This window comes from Modestobacter sp. VKM Ac-2978 (assembly GCF_026968025.1).
Taxonomy (GTDB): domain Bacteria; phylum Actinomycetota; class Actinomycetes; order Mycobacteriales; family Geodermatophilaceae; genus Modestobacter.
This window is the reverse complement of the sequence record NZ_JAPVBP010000007.1, coordinates 40634-55690: the sequence shown is the minus strand read 5'-3', so window position 1 is coordinate 55690 and position 15057 is coordinate 40634. Positions and strand designations below refer to the sequence as shown.

The following is a 15057-nucleotide window of genomic DNA, read 5'->3' as shown; positions in this document are numbered from 1 at the left end:
GCGATCATCGCCAACCGTGGCTGACGGAAGTTGATCCATCGTTGCTGGTCATGACGTTCCTGCGAAGAGAGCGCATGGCGTCGCCGATCTCGCGCTTCGGCGGCTGTCATGGATTGGGCCGCCCTGACGCCTCTCCTGCCAGGAGGACCCGCCAGGAAGGGGGGTCCGCGGACGCTGATGAGGGGCGCGACATGGCCGAGCCGCAGCTGCTCAGGGACGTGCTGGCGGAAGATCCGCTGCTGCTGACCGCTGCACAAGCCGCGAAGGCACTCAGCATCAGCCGCACGACCCTCTACACGCTGATCAACATCGGCGCTCTGCGTCCTGTGCACATCGGACGTAGTTGTCGGTTGTCCCGAGCCGAGCTCCAGCGCTACGTCAATCGGTTGGAGGCTTCGGACCGAACCGAGCTGCGCTGACTCCCCGGGCTCGACCGCCGATGGCGCGGTGAAGCGGCCGGCTGCAGACAGCGAGCGCGGCATCGGCAAGAAGCCCTGACGGAAGACAGCAGAGGACGACGTGGCGAAGCGAGCGAACGGCGAGGGCTCGGTATTCAGACGGAGCGACGGCAGGTGGTCAGGCGAGGTCAGCTACCGCGACGAGTACGGGACCATGAAGCGCAGGACGGTCTACGGGCGGACGCAGACCGAGGTCCGGTCAAAGATGAAGGTCCTGCGCGAGCGGCTGGATGCCGGTGCACCGGTGAAGGACACCACCATGTCGCTGAGCGCGTGGCTGGAGGACTGGAGCACCAAGGCACTGCCCGCCAGCGACCGCAAGCAGGCGACCATCGACCTGTACGCAACGATCGCTCGCAAGCACCTGGTCCCCGCTCTCGGGACCCGGCCACTGGACCGAATTCGGCCGTCGGACGTCGAGGCGCTCATCGTGTTCAAACGCAGGGCCGGCCTGGCGCCCTCCACCGTGCGCACCATCTACACCGTGCTGCGGGCTGCTCTCGACATCGCCGTGCGCGATGGCCTCCTCGGCCGGAACCCTGCCGCGGCAGTCAGGCGCCCGGCAGTCGAGCGCCAGGACGCTGCCTTCCTCACGGTGGACGACGCCCATCGCCTTCTCGACTCCATGCGAGGCGAACGGCTGGAGCCGCTGTTCCGATTGATGCTGGCCACCGGACTCCGCCGCGGAGAGGCACTCGGGCTGCACTGGTCGGACGTCGACCTCGACGGCGGCACGCTCAGGGTCCGCTGGACGCTGACCCGAACCTCGAAGGGTCTCCAGCTCGGCGAGCCGAAGACCGAGAAGTCGCGCCGGTCGGTTCCACTCCCCCGCTCGACGGTCACCGCGCTGCGGGCACACCGTCGGCAGCAGGCCACGGAGCAGCTCGCGGCCGGTGAAGCCTGGCGGGACAGCGACCTCCTCTTCACCACCGAGGTCGGCACACCGCTGGAGCCGCGCAACGTGCTCCGGAGATTCGAGACCCTTGCGGAGCGAGCCGGTCTCCGCGACGTCCACCTGCACACGTTGCGGCACTCGGCCGCGAGCTTCCTGCTCGCCGCCGGCACGCACACGAAGGTCGTGCAGGAGCACCTCGGCCACTCGTCCTACGCGATCACCGCCGACATCTACAGCCATGTGGCACCGGAGCAACGGCGGGAAGCCGCTGACCGGCTCGACGAGGCGTTGGAGTGGTGATCCTGCTGTCTGAAGTCGCGTTGCTGTACCGGTTGCTGTACTCACCAAAGAGGCGGGCCGCCCGTTTCGGACGACCCGCCTCTCACCTGCAACTTCTCTGTCGGGCTGACAGGATTTGAACCTGCGACCCCTTGACCCCCAGTCAAGTGCGCTACCAAGCTGCGCTACAGCCCGAGCCCCAGGTGCCTCACGGCCCCGGACGCTGCCCGAGAAGGTTACCGCACCCGGTCCGCTGCCCCGTGGGCCGGGTCAGCCCTTGCGCTCGCGCGCCTTGCTCTCGCGCACCTTGACCGAGACGTCGATCGGGGTGCCGTGGAAGCCGAACTGCTCGCGCAGCTTGCGCTCCAGGAACCGCCGGTATCCGGCCTCCAGGAAGCCGGTGGAGAAGACCACGAACCGGGGCGGCCGGATGTCGGCCTGGGTCACGTACTTGATCTTCGGGGCGCGGCCACCACGGGCCGGCGGCGGGGTCTCCTGCACCAGCGCCCGGATGAACGTGTTCAGCTCCGCGGTGGGCACCCGGGTCTCCCAGCCGGCCAGCGCCGTCTTCAGGTGACCGGCCAGCTTGTTCACCCCGCGACCGGTGGTCGCCGAGATGTTGACCCGGCTGGCCCACTGGATCCGGGCCAGGTCGCGGTCGATCTCCTTCTCCAGCTGGGCGTGCCGGTCCTCGTCGACGTTGTCCCACTTGTTGAAGGCGATGACCAGCGCCCGACCGGCGTCGATCACCTGAGTGATCACCCGCTGGTCCTGCTCGCTGATCACCTCGTCGGCGGCCAGCAGCACGACCGCGACCTCGGCGGCCTCGATCGCCGCCTCGGTGCGCAGGCTGGCGTAGTACTCGGTGCCGCTGGCGGTGTTGACCTTGCGGCGCAGCCCCGCGGTGTCGACGAACCGCCACTGCTCCTCGCCGAGGGTCACCAGGGAGTCGACCGGGTCGACCGTGGTGCCGGCCACCGAGTCGACGACCGAGCGCTCCTCCTTGGACAGCCGGTTGATCAGGCTGGACTTGCCGACGTTCGGCCGGCCGACGAGGGCCACCCGGCGGGGGCCGCCCACGTCGTCCTGCTCGCGGGGTGCCTCCGGCATCGCGTCCAGCACCAGGTCGAGCAGGTCACCGCTCCCCCGCCCGTGCAGCGCACTGACCGAGAACGGCTCCCCCAGGCCCAGCGACCACAGCTCGGCGGCGTTCGACTCGCCCCGCTCGTCGTCCACCTTGTTGGCCACCAGGATCACCGGCGTCTTGCTGCGCCGCAGCACCCGGGCGGCGGCCAGGTCGGTCTCGGTCACCCCGACCGCGGCGTCCACGACCAGCACGATCACGTCGGCGGTCTTCATCGCGTACTCGGCCTGCCGGGCGATGGAGGCGGCCATGCCGGTCGCCTTCGGCTCCCAGCCGCCGGTGTCGACGACGGTGAAGTTCTTGCCGTTCCACAGCGCCTGGTACGGGATGCGGTCCCGGGTGACGCCCGGGATGTCCTGGACGACAGCGGCGCGACGGCCCAGGAACCGGTTGACCAGGGTCGACTTGCCGACGTTCGGCCGCCCCACGATGGCCACCACCGGGAGCGGGCCGGTGGGCTCGTCACCACCGGGGACGTCGAGGTCGTTGTCCATGCTCATGCTGCTCCTACTGCAGTGCGCGCCAGGTCGAGCACACGCTCGACCACGGCATCACGGTCCAGCCCGGTGCTGTCGACGACCACGGCGTCGACAGCTGGGCGCAGCGGGCTGTCGGCCCGGCTGCTGTCGTACTCGTCGCGACGCCGCAGGTCCGCGGCGATCTCGGCGATCTTGGCGGGGTCGGTGACCCCCAGCTGACCGGCCCGCCGCTGGGCGCGGGCCTCGGGTGCGGCGGTCAGGTAGACCTTCAGGGTGGCGTCGGGCAGGACGACGGTGCCGATGTCCCGGCCCTCGACGACGACCGCGTCGGCCTCGGCGACCAGCGCGCGCTGCCGGTCGACCAGCATCCGGCGCACGGCCGGGACGGCGGAGACCGGCGACACCGTGCGGGTCACCTCGGCCCCCCGGATCCGGGCAGCCACGTCCACGCCGTCGACCAGCACCAGCTCCGCGCCGGCCGACGTCCCCACCTGGATGTCGGCGGAGGCGACGGCGCGGGTCACGGCGTCGGTGTCGGTCAGGTCGACCCCGGCGTCGAGCACCGCGACGGTCGCCGCCCGGTACATGGCGCCGGTGTCCAGGTAGGCCGCGCCCAGCCGGGCGGCGACGTCCCGGGCGACGCTGGACTTCCCGGTCCCCGACGGCCCGTCCAGGGTCACCTGACCGAGGAACTCCCCCACTGCTGCACTCCCCTGCTCACTCACTGCGCGATGTCCCGGCGGAGCGCCACGGCCCCACGCAGGTAGACGTGCTGGACGTCGGCCCGGTCCCGGTCGGTCTCGACGTGCGCCATCAGCCGCAGCACCCGCGGCAGGGCGTGCGGCACCGCGATCTCGGTGGCGCACATCAGCGGCACGTCGCCCAGCCCCAGTTCCCGCGCGGCCAGCGCCGGGAACTCCGACACCAGGTCGGGGGTGGCGGTGAACAGGATGCTGATCAGGTCAGCGGGGTCCAGCTCGTTGCGCGCCAGGACCGTGCTCACCAGCTCCCGGGTGGCCTCCAGGACCTCGTCCCGGTCGTCGGCGGCCACCTGGGTCGCACCGCGGATGGCTCGGACGGCCACAGCACTCTCCTCGATCGATGCGGTGCACGGGTCGCCGTGCACCTCGATCGAGTCTACGGAGGCCGTGCCACCTCTCCCGCCGGACGGCGGGAGAGGTGGTCGGTCGGCTCAGCCCAGGGGCGTGAGGCCCCAGGTCGCGGTGGTCGACTCCCCCGGCTCCAGGCGGATCACCGACTCCCCGGTGGCGAAGGCGTTCGGCGGACAGGTCATCGGCTCGACGGCCAGCCCCTGCCGGCGGCGCGGCTCGGGCACCACGTCGCCGGTGAACAGCTGCAGGTGGCTGTAGGCCGGGTCCAGCCAGACCGCGGCACCGCGCCCGTCGGGGCCGGTCAACCGCACCCAGGCCAGCCCGTCGGCGTCCCGCTCGAGGTCGGTGAAGCAGTGGTCGATGCGCAGGTCACCGATCAGCCGGCCCGCGCGCAGGTCGTAGGGCGTGCCGTCGACCTCCTTCGCGCCGGTGGGCAGGGCGCGCTCGTCGGTCTCCAGCCGGGTCGCCCCGGGGGCGACCAGCGTGCAGTCGTCGACGTGCAGCCCGGCGCCGGCGGCGAGGTAGGGGTGGTGGCCCTCGCCGTAGGGCAGCGCGACGTCGCCCTCGTTGGTGGCAGTGGTCTGCACGCTGATCCCGGCCGGCGTCAGTTCGTAGCCGACCTGCAGCCGCAGCGTCCACGGGTAGCCCGGCTGCGGGTGGAGCAGCAGCTCCAGCCGCACCGAGTCACTGGTCCGGTCGACCACCCGCCAGGGCAGGAAGCGGACGAGGCCGTGGATCGCGTTGCCGGTCTCGTGCTCCGACACCGGCGTGAGGTGCTCCTCGCCGTCCCAGGTGTAGCGGCCGTCGCGCAGCCGGTTGGGCCACGGCGCCAGGACGTGGCCCCGCGCGTTGCCGGCCATCTCCCCCTCGCCGTAGCCGTCGACCACGTCCCGGCCACCCGACCGGTAGCTGCGCAGACCGCCGCCGACCTCGACGACGACCGCCTCCGCGTCGGCGCAGCGCAGCACGTACTGCTCGCCGGTGGGCAGCACCGTCATCCGAGGCGCTCGCCGCTGACGACGTCGAACAGGTGCACGTGGCCCTGTCGCGGGGTCACGTGGATGACCTCGCCCTTGGCCGGGGGACGCCGCCCGTCGACCCGCGCGATGATGTCGCTCTCGCCGTCGCCGACCCTGGTCCGGCCGTACACGTAGGCGTCGGCGCCGAGCTCCTCCACCACGTCGACGTCGATCGGCAGCCCGTTCGCGGAGACCTCGAGGTCCTCCGGGCGCACGCCGACGGTGACCTGGCTGCCGGCGGCGTGACCGAGCACGTCCCGGCCCACCGGGTACACCGTGTCGCCGAACGGGACGCCGCCGTCGACCTGGGGCAGCTCGAACAGGTTCATCGCGGGCGAGCCGATGAACCCGGCCACGAACACGTTGCGCGGGAAGTCGTAGAGCTCGCGCGGCTTGCCGACCTGCATGAGCAGCCCGTCCTTGAGCACCGCGACCCGGTCGCCCATGGTCATCGCCTCGACCTGGTCGTGGGTGACGTAGACGGTGGTGACGCCCAGGCGCCGCTGCAGCGAGGCGATCTGCGTGCGGGTCTGCACCCGGAGCTTGGCGTCCAGGTTGGACAGCGGCTCGTCCATCAGGAACACCTGCGGGGAGCGGACGATCGCCCGCCCCATCGCCACCCGCTGCCGCTGGCCACCCGAGAGCGCCTTGGGCTTGCGGTCCAGGTACGGCTCCAGGTCCAGCAGCTTGGCCGCGTCCTCGACCCGCGAGCGGCGCTCCTCCTTGCCGATGCCGGCCATCTTGAGCGCGAAGCCCATGTTGTCCGCCACGGTCATGTGCGGGTAGAGCGCGTAGTTCTGAAACACCATCGCGATGTCCCGCTCCTTGGCGGCGACGTCGGTGACGTCCTTGCCACCGATGAGGATCCGCCCGCCGTCGATGTCCTCCAGGCCGGCGAGCATCCGCAGCGAGGTCGACTTGCCGCAGCCGGAAGGGCCGACCAGGACGAGGAACTCACCGTCCTCGATCTCGAGGTTGAGCGCGTCCACCGCGGGGCGGTCGGCCCCGGCGTACAGGCGGGTCGCGGAGTCGTAGGTGACAGTCGCCATGGTGTGGTCCTCCTACCGGCAGGAACGTGCCGGACGATCCGAGTGGGTGGGGTCACGGGTTGCTGTGCTGATCGTGCGGTCTCGCGGACGTGCTACGGACTGCGGGTCACGCCCGCGTGGCGGTCATGTCCCGCACCTCGGCGTACCGCTCGCGCACGTGCGGCACCGGGTCCGCCTCGTGCGTCTCCGTGCTGGTGGCCGGCCACACCGGTGCGCTGCTGCCACCGGCCAGCACCCAGGCGGCCTGCCGCGCAGCGCCGTCGGCGACGTACTCCCCCGCCGGCGGCACCAGCACCGGCACGCCGAGGACGGCGGGAGCCAGCCGGCGGACCGCCTCGGACCGGGCACCCCCACCGACCAGGAAGACCCGGCGGACCGGGTTGCCCTGGGCGGCGATCGCGTCCAGCCCGTCGGCCAGCCCACAGAGCAGGCCCTCGATCGCCGCCCGCGCCAGGTGCGCGGGGTCGGCGGTGGAGAGGGTGAGCCCGTGCACGGCCCCGGTCGAGTGCGGCCGGTCCGGCGTCCGCTCGCCCTCCAGGTAGGGGACGACGACGAGTCCACCGGAGCCGGCGGGCGCGGTGAGCGCCAGCCGGGACAGCTCGTCGTGGTCGACCCCGAGCAGCCGCGCCGTGGCGTCCAGCACCCGCGCCGCGTTCAGCGTGACCACCAGCGGCAGGAAGTTGCCGGTGGCGTCGGCGAACCCGGCGACGGTGCCGGTCGGGTCGGCGCTCGGGGTGCTCGACACGGTCGACACCACCCCCGACGTCCCGATGGAGAGGACGACGTCACCCGGCTCGGCGTTGATGCCCAGCGCGGCCGCGGCGTTGTCCCCGGTGCCCGGGCCGAGCAGCGCACCGCCGGCCGCGCCCAGGGCGCCGTCGGCCACCGCACCGGCCCGCTCGGCCGGCCCCAGCACCTTCGGCAGCACGGGGGTGCTGCCGAAGGCGCGCTCCAGCAGGTCGAGCCGGTAGGCCTCCTGGGCCGGTGACCAGTAGCCGGTCCCGCTGGCGTCCCCCCGGTCGGTGACCAGGGCGTCCAGGCCGGGTGAACCGGCCAGCCGCCAGGTGAGCCAGTCGTGCGGGAGGCAGACCGCCGCCGTCCGCGCCGCGTTCTCCGGCTCGTGCTCGGCCAGCCAGCGCAGCTTGGTCACGGTGAACGACGCGACCGGCACGAGGCCGACGGCGTCGGCCCAAGCCTGCCCACCACCGAGTTCGGCGGTGAGGTCGGTCGCGGCCTGGGCGGACCGGGTGTCGTTCCACAGCAGCGCCGGGCGGACGACCTCGCCGTCGGCGTCCAGGCAGACCATGCCGTGCTGCTGCCCGCCGACGGCGACCGCGGCGACGTCGGCCAGGCCACCGGCCTCGTCGATCGCCGTCCGCAGCGCCGCCTCCCAGGCGGCCGGGTCGACCTCGGTGCCGTCGGGGTGCGGCGCCCGGCCCTCACGGACCAGGCGGCCGCTCTCGGCGTCCCGCACCACGACCTTGCACGACTGGGTCGATGAGTCGACCCCGGCCACCAGTGTCATGTCAGCGCGCGCCGAGCAGGTGCTCGAGCATCAGCTGGTCGACCCGGACGACGCCGGCGCCACGCTTGGCCACCGTGTCGGCGTCGAAGTCCTCGAACGCCGACCGGTCGGCGAGCAGGTCCTCGATGGTCTCGCCCTCGCCGAGGGTGGGCTGACGCAGCTCGGGCACCCGCGCGGCGGCCAGGGCCTCCTGCACCTCCGGGTCGGCCCGGAAGGCCGCGGCCCGCTCCTTGAGCAGCAGGTAGGTGCGCATGTTGGCGGCAGCCGAACGCCACACGCCGTCCATGTCCTCGGTGCGCAGCGGCTTGTAGTCGAAGTGCCGCGGACCGTCGTAGGCCGGGGCGCCGTCGACGCCACCGTTCTCCAGCAGGTCCACGGTGGAGAAGGCCTGGAGCAGGTCGCCGTGCCCGAAGACCAGGTCCTGGTCGAACTTCGGGCCGTGCTGGCCGTTCAGGTCGATGTGGAAGAGCTTGCCGGCCCACAGCGCCTCGGCGATGCCGTGGGTGAAGTTCAGGTTCGCCATCTGCTCGTGCCCGGTCTCCGGGTTGAGCCCGACCAGGTGCGAGTGCTCGAGCTTGGCGATGAAGCCCAGCGCGTGCCCGATGGTGGGCAGGAAGATGTCGCCACGGGGCTCGTTCGGCTTGGGCTCCAGGGCGAACTTCAGCCCGTAGCCGCGCGACTCGGAGTAGGCGGCCAGGGTGTCGATCGACTCGGCGTAGCGGTCCAGCGCGGCGATGAGGTCCTTGGCCATGTCGACCTCGGCGCCCTCACGACCGCCCCACAGCACGTAGGTCTGGGCGCCCAGCTCGGCGGCCAGGTCCATGTTCCGCATGACCTTGCGCAGCGCGTAGCGACGCACCTCGCGGTCATTGGCGGTGAGCCCGCCCTCCTTGAACACCGGGTGGGTGAACAGGTTGGTGGTCACCATCGGGACGACCAGGCCGGTCTCGTCCAGCGCGGCGCGGAAGCGCTTGATGTGGGCGTCCCGTGCGGCGGTGTCGCTGCCGAAGGGGATCACGTCGTCGTCGTGGAAGGTCACGCCGTAGGCGCCCATCTCGGCGAGCCGGTGCACGGACTCCACCACGTCCACCGGAGCCCGGGTGGCGGTGCCGAACGGGTCGGCGGCCGGCCAGCCGACCGTCCACAGGCCGAAGGTGAACTTGTCCTCGGGGGTCGGCTGCAGGGTGCTCATCGGGGAGTTCCTCTCGCTGGGTGGCGCGGGTGGGTGCAGTGCGGGTGGGTGCGGGGCGGCACCGGGGTGCCCGATCCCTGCGGGTGACGTTCTTTTGTTTCGCCTCGAAACATAAGGCAGGAGGTGGCTAACCTCAACCCGTGACGCAGCGACTGGCCGACGTGCCGAGCGGGGCCCGGCAGTCGACGCTGCGCACCACGAACCTGGGCCTGGTGCTGCGCACGGTGTGCGCGTCGGACGGCTCCACGTCGCGCTCGGACGTCGCCGCGACCACCGGCATGACCCGGGCCACGGCCGCCCGCCTGGTCGACGAGCTGCTGGCCGGCGGGCTGCTCGACGAGGGCGAGCGCGACCCCCTCCCCCGGCGCGGCCGGCCGGCGACGCCACTGCTGCCCGGCGCCGCGTTCGCCGCCCTCGGGCTGCAGGTGGACGCCGGTCTGCTGGCGGCCCGGGTGCTCGACCTGCGCGGCCGGGTGGTCGCCGAGCGCGTCGAGCAGGCCGACCTCCGCGGCAGCGAGCCGGCTGCCACCTTCGCCCGGCTGGGCGTGCTGACCGAGGAGCTGCTGGCCGGTGCGCCGACCGGGCTGCGCCTCGTCGGCGGCGGACTCGCGCTGCCCGGCGTGGTGGACGAGCAGGCCGGCGTCCTGCTGCGCGCACCCAACCTCGGCTGGTCCGACCTCCCCACCGCCGACCTCCTCCGCGGCGTCCTGCCGGCGGGGCTGACCGTGGAACTCGGCAACGAGGCCGACCTCGCGGCCCGCACGGTCGCCCAGGCGGCGCCCGGCCGCGCCGGTCCGCACCGTGACTTCCTCTACCTCTCCGGGCAGATCGGCATCGGCGGCGCCGTCGTGCTCGACGGTCGGGTCGTCACCGGGAGCTCCGGCTGGGCGGGCGAGGTGGGACACGTGTGCGTCCAGCCCGACGGGCCGGCGTGCAGCTGCGGCTCCACCGGGTGCCTGGAGCTCTACGCCGGCCGGCACGCACTGCTGCGCGCCGCCGGGCTGCCGCTGGACGCGTCCTCCGGCGACCTGGCCCGGCTCGCCCGGGAGGGAGACCCGGCCGGCGCGGCCGCCGTCGAGACGGGCGCCTGGGCACTGGGCGTGGCCCTGGCCGGCGTGGTCAACGTGGTCGGCATCCCGACCGTCGTCCTGGGCGGACACCTGGCCGAGCTGGCCGACCTGCTGCGCCCAGCGCTGGAGGGGCACCTGGCCCGCCGGGTGCTGTCCGCCCGCTGGCGCGCGCCCCGGATCCTGAGCGCCCGCGGCCCGCTCGCCGCCGGGGCGACCGGGGCGGCACTGCGGGCCCTGGACGGCGTCCTCGCCGACCCGGCGCGCCGGCTGGGCTGAGCCGACCCGGCGCACCGGTCGGGCCGAGCCGATCCGGTGCACCGGTCGGGCGGACCGCCCGGGGAGCTGACGCACGACCGGTCCGCTACTTCCCGAAGCCGGCGGTGAGCCCGCTCAGCAGGTAACGGCGGCCGACCAGGTAGAGCACGAAGATCGGGACGACCGACAGCGTGACCGCCGCGAGCAGACCCGGGACGTTCGTCCCGAACTGGCCCTGGAAGTCCCACAGCCCGAGGGTGAGCACCCGGGTGCTCTCGGACTGGGTGAGCACCAGCGGGAAGAGGAACCCGTTCCACGCGTTCAGCGCGGTGAACACCGAGATCGTCGTGATCGCCGGCTTCGCCAGCGGCAGCACGAGGTTGCGCAGCACGCCGAGCGGGCCGGCGCCGTCGAGGGTCTGCGCCTCGTACAGCTCCTTCGGGATGTCCCGCAGGCTGTTGGTCATCACCAGCAGCGCCACCGGCAGCGCGAAGGCGGCCGTGGGCAGGATGATCGCCAGCAGGGTGTCGTACAGCCGCATCTGGGTGATCAGCAGGTACACCGGGATGATCGTCGCCTGCGCCGGGATGGCCAGCCCGATCAGCATGATCGAGAAGAACCGCTGCACCAGCGCGCCGGCGTTGCGGGCCACCGCGTAGGCGGCCGGCACGGTCACCGCGACCACGATGGCCACGGTGGCGACGGTGACGATCACGTTGTTGATCAGGTACGTGAGGAAGCCGCCCTCGAAGACGGTCACGTAGTTGTCGATCGTCGGGTCCGTCGGGGGCTTCAGCGGGCTGGTCGACAGGTAGTCCTGCCGGGTCCGGAAGCTCGCCGCGACCAGGTAGTACAGCGGGACGGCGACGATGACCAGCCAGCAGGTGGCCAGGACGCCGGCCAGCCAGTTCGGCCGCTCCCGCCGTCCACCGGAGCTGCCACCCCGACGACGGCGGACGGGCGGTGCGGCGGTGGCACCGGCGGGTGCCTCCGGGAGAGTCGCGGTCTGCGCCACGGTCACGCCCCTTCCTGCTGGCTGTTCATGTCGCGGAAGCCGGTGGCCTTGGTGACCAGGAGCGACAGGCCGGCACCGAGCGCGAGCAGCAGCACCGCGACGGCGCTGGCGTAGCCGAACTCGAAGGCGCTGAACCCGGTGATGTACATGTACAGGGGCGCGATGCGCGTCGCCGTCCCGGGCCCACCGCCGGTGAGGATCAGCACGGTGTCGAACGTGGTGAACGACCCGACCACCATCAGCACCGTCGAGGTGATGATCGTGTACCGCAGCAGCGGCACGGTGATCTGGAAGAACTGCTTGTACCGACCGGCGCCGTCGATCGTGGCCGCCTCGTACAGGCTGGCCGGGATGGTCCGCGCCGCGGCTTGGTAGAGCAGCGTGTGGAACGGCACGTACTGCCAGGTGATCACGAAGATCACCGTGTAGATGACGATGCTGGTGTCGCCCAGGAAGTTGAACTGGCCCAGGAAGGGCAGCGACTGGGTGACGCCGAAGTTCGGGTCGAGCACCGACCGCCACAGCAGCGCGATGGCCGCGGTGGACAGCAGCAGCGGCAGGAAGAACAGCGAGCTCAGGATCGCCCGGTTGCGCTGCCGGCCGGCCGCCCAGACCCCGATCAGCAGTGCGACCGGGGTCTGGACCAGCCAGGACAGGACCATGAACACGAGGGTGAGCACCAGGGCGTCGCGCGCCTCACCGTCTCCGGCCAGCCGGCTCCAGTTCCCCGCCCCGGAGGGCTGCGGGAACCCGAAGCCGTCCCAGTCGGTGAAGCTGAGGTAGACGACCAGCAGCATCGGCACCACTGCGAACAGCCCGAAGAACAGGACTGCCGGTGCCGCGTACCACGCGGACGGGCGCTGCTGCCCCGTCTGCGTTGATGACCCTCGTGAGCTCATGACCTTCTCGTCCTCGTTGCGGTGCTGCTCAGCCGGCTCGGCTCAGTCGGACAGGGCGTCGACGAAGCCCTGCGGGGTCTGCTCGCCGAGGAAGAACAGCGAGAGCTGCTCGAGCATCTCCGTCGCCTCGTCGGCGGCCAGGTCCTGGTCCCAGGAGAGCTGGAAGTTCTCCGCGTCAACCGTCTGGTCGTAGATGAAGGTGGTGTACTCCGAGTTCTCGGCCTCCTCCAGCTTCTCCCGGACGCCGGTCACCGGCGGGACGTCACCGGCGGCGATGAGGTCGTCGATGTAGGTCTCGTCGGTCAGCGCGGTGGAGAGGAACTCCTCCGCCGCCTCCTTGTTGTCGGAGTCGGTGGTCAGCGAGTAGAAGTTCGACACGTTGCCGACCAGGTTCGACGGGTCGCCCTCGCCGCCGGTCACGGCCGGGAAGGGCGCCCAGCCGAGGTCACCGGCCTCGACGAAGTCCGGGCTCTGGCCCAGCTGGTTCACGAACTCCCACGAGCCCATGAGGTGGAACCCGGCGTCGCCCTGGGCGAGGATCGTCGAGGCGCCACCGACGTCGTAGCCGACGGAGGCGAACTCGGTGCCGAAGCCGCCGCGGTCGATGAGCTCCTTGAGCATGGTCATCGCCTCGAGCACCGCGGGCTGGCTCCAGTCCCCCTCGACGCCGTCGCGGATGTTCTGGAAGACCTGCGGGCCACCGACGCGGTCCAGCAGGTACTCCGCCCACATCAGCTCGGTCCACGCCTGGTTGCCGGCGAGGGCGATCGGGGTGACGTTGGCGGCCTTGAGCTGGTCGACCGCGGCGAGCAGGTCGTCCCAGGTCTCGGGGACCTCGACGCCGGCGGCGTCGAGCACCGACTTGTTGTAGAAGAGGACGACCGGCTGCATGCCGCGCATCGGCAGGCCGTAGTTCTTGCCGTCCAGCTCCGCACCGGCGAGGACGCTGGGCAGGAACGCGTCCCGCAGCTCGGGGTTCTCGTCCAGCAGCGGGGTCAGGTCCTCGACCGTGCCGGCGTCGACGTACTCCTTGAGGTTGCCGCCGCCCCAGTTGAAGAAGAGGTCGGGGGCCTGCGGGGAGCCGATCGCGGTGCGCAGCCGCTGCTTGTACGGGTCGTTGCCGAAGGTCGCCAGCTCGAAGTCGCCGGCCTCCGACTGCTCGTTGAAGCGCTCGATCGAGGCTTCCTCGATGGGGTTGAGGGTCGTGTCCTGGAGGGCCCACACCTGTCCGGTGCCGCCCTCACCCCCACCGCCGCCACCGCTGCCGCTGGGGCCCGAGGACCCACATGCAGCGACCGAGGCAAGCAGGACGATGGTGCTGGCGGACACGCCAACACGGGTCAGACGCTGGGAAGTCATCCCACGCCACCTTTCCTGTTTCGTCGTTGAAAACCGAAAGTTTCGGGCAGTTGCTGGAACGTAAGCCACGTCACCGGCGGGTGTCAACGACCCTGTCAGCAGCCCGGCAGGCTGTTGCCGCACCGTTACCTCAGCTGCACGGGGCGACCGGGCCACCCGCTCGGTGACTATGCATTGACCGAAACTTTCGATAACGTCCCGGGCACGCCGACAGCGACGCCGGCCGGACCGCTCCCCTGGTGGACGGGCGCCTCCGGGGTCGCGCCGGCATCCAACGAGGACCGGGAGGGCCGCGAGTGCCACCGCAACAGCTGGGCCGACCGACGCTGGCGAGCATCGCCGCGGCGGCCGGCGTCTCCCTCCCCACCGTCTCCAAGGTGGTCAACGGCAAGACCGACGTGGCCCCGGCCACCCGGGCGCACGTCCAGCAGTTGCTCGAGGAGCACAAGTACGTGCCGGTGGCCCGCAAGGCACCCGAGGACCTCCTGGTCGACGTCGTCTTCACCGCGCTGGACAGCCCCTGGGCCGTGGAGATCCTGCGTGGGGTCACCGAGAGCGGCCTGGACGTCGTGGTCTCCTCCCAGTCGCGCTCCTCGGACACCGACTGGGTCGGTGCGCTCATCGCCGGCGGCCGGCGGGGCGCCCTCGTCGTCACCTCCCGGCTCACCGCCGCCGACCAGCGCCGGCTGGGCCGCTCGCGGCTCCCGGTGGTCGTCATCGACCCGGTCGACATGCCGGGGCAGGACGTCCCCAGCGTCGGCGCGACCAACTGGGCCGGCGGCCTGGCCGCCACCGAGCACCTGGTCGGGCTGGGGCACCGGCGGATCGCCGTGATCGGCGGCCCGCAGGACTACCTGTGCAGCCGGGCGCGGATCGACGGCTACCGGGCCGCGCTGGAGCGGGCCGGCATCGCCGTCGACCCGGAGCTGGTCCGGCACGGCACCTTCCGCCACCAGGGCGGCTACGACCAGACCCGCGCGCTGCTCGCACTGCCGGAACCGCCGACCGCGGTCTTCGCCGGCAGCGACGAGCAGGCCTTCGGGGTGATGGAGGCCGCCCGCCAGGCCGGGCTCTCGGTGCCCGGCGACCTGAGCGTGGTCGGCTTCGACGACCTGCCGATGGCCCGCTGGTCGTCCCCGCCACTGACCACCGTCTGCCAGCCGCTGGCCGACATGGGGCGGCTGGCCGGTCGCATGCTGCACGAGCTGATCGACGGCGGGGAGCTGTCCAGCCAGCGCGTGGAGCTGGCCACCCACCTGGTCACCCGCGCGTCCACCGCCGCCCCCCGTCGCTGACCGCGGCCACTG

Annotated in this window: 14 protein-coding genes and 1 tRNA gene; 4 read left to right on the top strand and 11 right to left on the bottom strand. The window is 72.1% G+C overall.

The window, feature by feature from the left end:
- Positions 1 to 191: 191 nt before the first annotated feature.
- Positions 192 to 419: a helix-turn-helix domain-containing protein gene (locus tag O2W53_RS17115; protein WP_269164262.1), complete on the top strand. Its 228-nt coding sequence runs from the start codon at positions 192 to 194 to the stop codon at positions 417 to 419.
- 100 nt (positions 420 to 519) lie between these two features.
- On the top strand, positions 520 to 1653 hold the full coding sequence (locus O2W53_RS17110; RefSeq protein WP_269164261.1) for a tyrosine-type recombinase/integrase: 1134 nt from the start codon (positions 520 to 522) through the stop codon (positions 1651 to 1653).
- A gap of 100 nt (positions 1654 to 1753) precedes the next feature.
- Here the strand turns inward: O2W53_RS17110 and O2W53_RS17105 are convergent.
- The 8 genes from O2W53_RS17105 to xylA form a co-directional block, all read right to left on the bottom strand.
- A tRNA-Pro gene (locus O2W53_RS17105) sits at positions 1754 to 1827 on the bottom strand.
- Positions 1828 to 1902: 75 nt separating this feature from the next.
- Complete coding sequence (der, locus tag O2W53_RS17100) at positions 1903 to 3276, bottom strand: ribosome biogenesis GTPase Der (protein WP_269164260.1); 1374 nt, start codon at positions 3274 to 3276, stop codon at positions 1903 to 1905.
- Positions 3273 to 3980: a (d)CMP kinase gene (gene cmk / locus O2W53_RS17095; RefSeq protein ID WP_269164259.1), complete on the bottom strand. Its 708-nt coding sequence runs from the start codon at positions 3978 to 3980 to the stop codon at positions 3273 to 3275. Before cmk ends, der begins: the two co-directional genes overlap by 4 nt.
- Positions 3977 to 4339 (bottom strand): chorismate mutase, encoded by a 363-nt coding sequence (gene aroH, locus O2W53_RS17090; RefSeq protein ID WP_269164258.1) that lies wholly within the window; start codon positions 4337 to 4339, stop codon positions 3977 to 3979. The genes cmk and aroH overlap by 4 nt, the downstream gene beginning before the upstream one ends.
- A 108-nt stretch (positions 4340 to 4447) precedes the next feature.
- Entirely contained in the window at positions 4448 to 5365 is a 918-nt protein-coding gene (locus O2W53_RS17085) for an aldose 1-epimerase family protein (protein WP_269164257.1), read from the bottom strand.
- Positions 5362 to 6435 (bottom strand): ABC transporter ATP-binding protein, encoded by a 1074-nt coding sequence (locus O2W53_RS17080; RefSeq protein WP_269164256.1) that lies wholly within the window; start codon positions 6433 to 6435, stop codon positions 5362 to 5364. The genes O2W53_RS17085 and O2W53_RS17080 overlap by 4 nt, the downstream gene beginning before the upstream one ends.
- A gap of 106 nt (positions 6436 to 6541) precedes the next feature.
- Complete coding sequence (xylB, locus tag O2W53_RS17075) at positions 6542 to 7960, bottom strand: xylulokinase (RefSeq protein WP_269164255.1); 1419 nt, start codon at positions 7958 to 7960, stop codon at positions 6542 to 6544.
- Between the two features lies 1 nt (position 7961).
- Positions 7962 to 9152, bottom strand: coding sequence for a xylose isomerase (gene xylA, locus O2W53_RS17070; RefSeq protein ID WP_269164254.1), 1191 nt, complete (start codon positions 9150 to 9152; stop codon positions 7962 to 7964).
- Between the two features lie 140 nt (positions 9153 to 9292).
- Between xylA and O2W53_RS17065 the strand changes: the two genes are divergently transcribed.
- Positions 9293 to 10498, top strand: a complete 1206-nt coding sequence (locus tag O2W53_RS17065; protein WP_269164253.1) for an ROK family protein — start codon at positions 9293 to 9295, stop codon at positions 10496 to 10498.
- 85 nt (positions 10499 to 10583) lie between these two features.
- Here the strand turns inward: O2W53_RS17065 and O2W53_RS17060 are convergent, their stop codons facing one another.
- Genes O2W53_RS17060 through O2W53_RS17050 form a run of 3 tightly spaced genes read right to left on the bottom strand, consistent with a single transcriptional unit; the run spans position 10584 to position 13720 of the window.
- Complete coding sequence (locus tag O2W53_RS17060) at positions 10584 to 11498, bottom strand: carbohydrate ABC transporter permease (RefSeq protein ID WP_269164252.1); 915 nt, start codon at positions 11496 to 11498, stop codon at positions 10584 to 10586.
- The gene (locus tag O2W53_RS17055) at positions 11495 to 12391 is read right to left on the bottom strand and encodes a carbohydrate ABC transporter permease (RefSeq protein WP_269164251.1); all 897 of its coding nucleotides are present in this window, start codon (positions 12389 to 12391) and stop codon (positions 11495 to 11497) included. The genes O2W53_RS17060 and O2W53_RS17055 overlap by 4 nt, the downstream gene beginning before the upstream one ends.
- A 42-nt stretch (positions 12392 to 12433) precedes the next feature.
- A complete protein-coding gene (locus O2W53_RS17050) occupies positions 12434 to 13720 on the bottom strand; it encodes an ABC transporter substrate-binding protein (protein ID WP_269164250.1) in 1287 nt (428 codons plus the stop codon).
- Positions 13721 to 14046: 326 nt separating this feature from the next.
- Between O2W53_RS17050 and O2W53_RS17045 the strand changes: the two genes are divergently transcribed.
- A complete protein-coding gene (locus O2W53_RS17045) occupies positions 14047 to 15045 on the top strand; it encodes a LacI family DNA-binding transcriptional regulator (RefSeq protein ID WP_269164249.1) in 999 nt (332 codons plus the stop codon).
- Positions 15046 to 15057 lie beyond the last annotated feature (12 nt).

What these genes read in the sequence shown, in the direction of transcription:
- O2W53_RS17085 (WP_269164257.1), bottom strand. Translation starts at nt 5,365, where the DNA reads ATGACGGTGCTGCCCACCGGCGAGCAGTACGTGCTGCGCTGCGCCGAC.
- der (WP_269164260.1), bottom strand. Translation starts at nt 3,276, where the DNA reads ATGAGCATGGACAACGACCTCGACGTCCCCGGTGGTGACGAGCCCACC.
- O2W53_RS17115 (WP_269164262.1), top strand. Translation starts at nt 192, where the DNA reads ATGGCCGAGCCGCAGCTGCTCAGGGACGTGCTGGCGGAAGATCCGCTG.
- O2W53_RS17055 (WP_269164251.1), bottom strand. Translation starts at nt 12,391, where the DNA reads ATGAGCTCACGAGGGTCATCAACGCAGACGGGGCAGCAGCGCCCGTCC.
- O2W53_RS17080 (WP_269164256.1), bottom strand. Translation starts at nt 6,435, where the DNA reads ATGGCGACTGTCACCTACGACTCCGCGACCCGCCTGTACGCCGGGGCC.
- xylA (WP_269164254.1), bottom strand. Translation starts at nt 9,152, where the DNA reads ATGAGCACCCTGCAGCCGACCCCCGAGGACAAGTTCACCTTCGGCCTG.
- xylB (WP_269164255.1), bottom strand. Translation starts at nt 7,960, where the DNA reads ATGACACTGGTGGCCGGGGTCGACTCATCGACCCAGTCGTGCAAGGTC.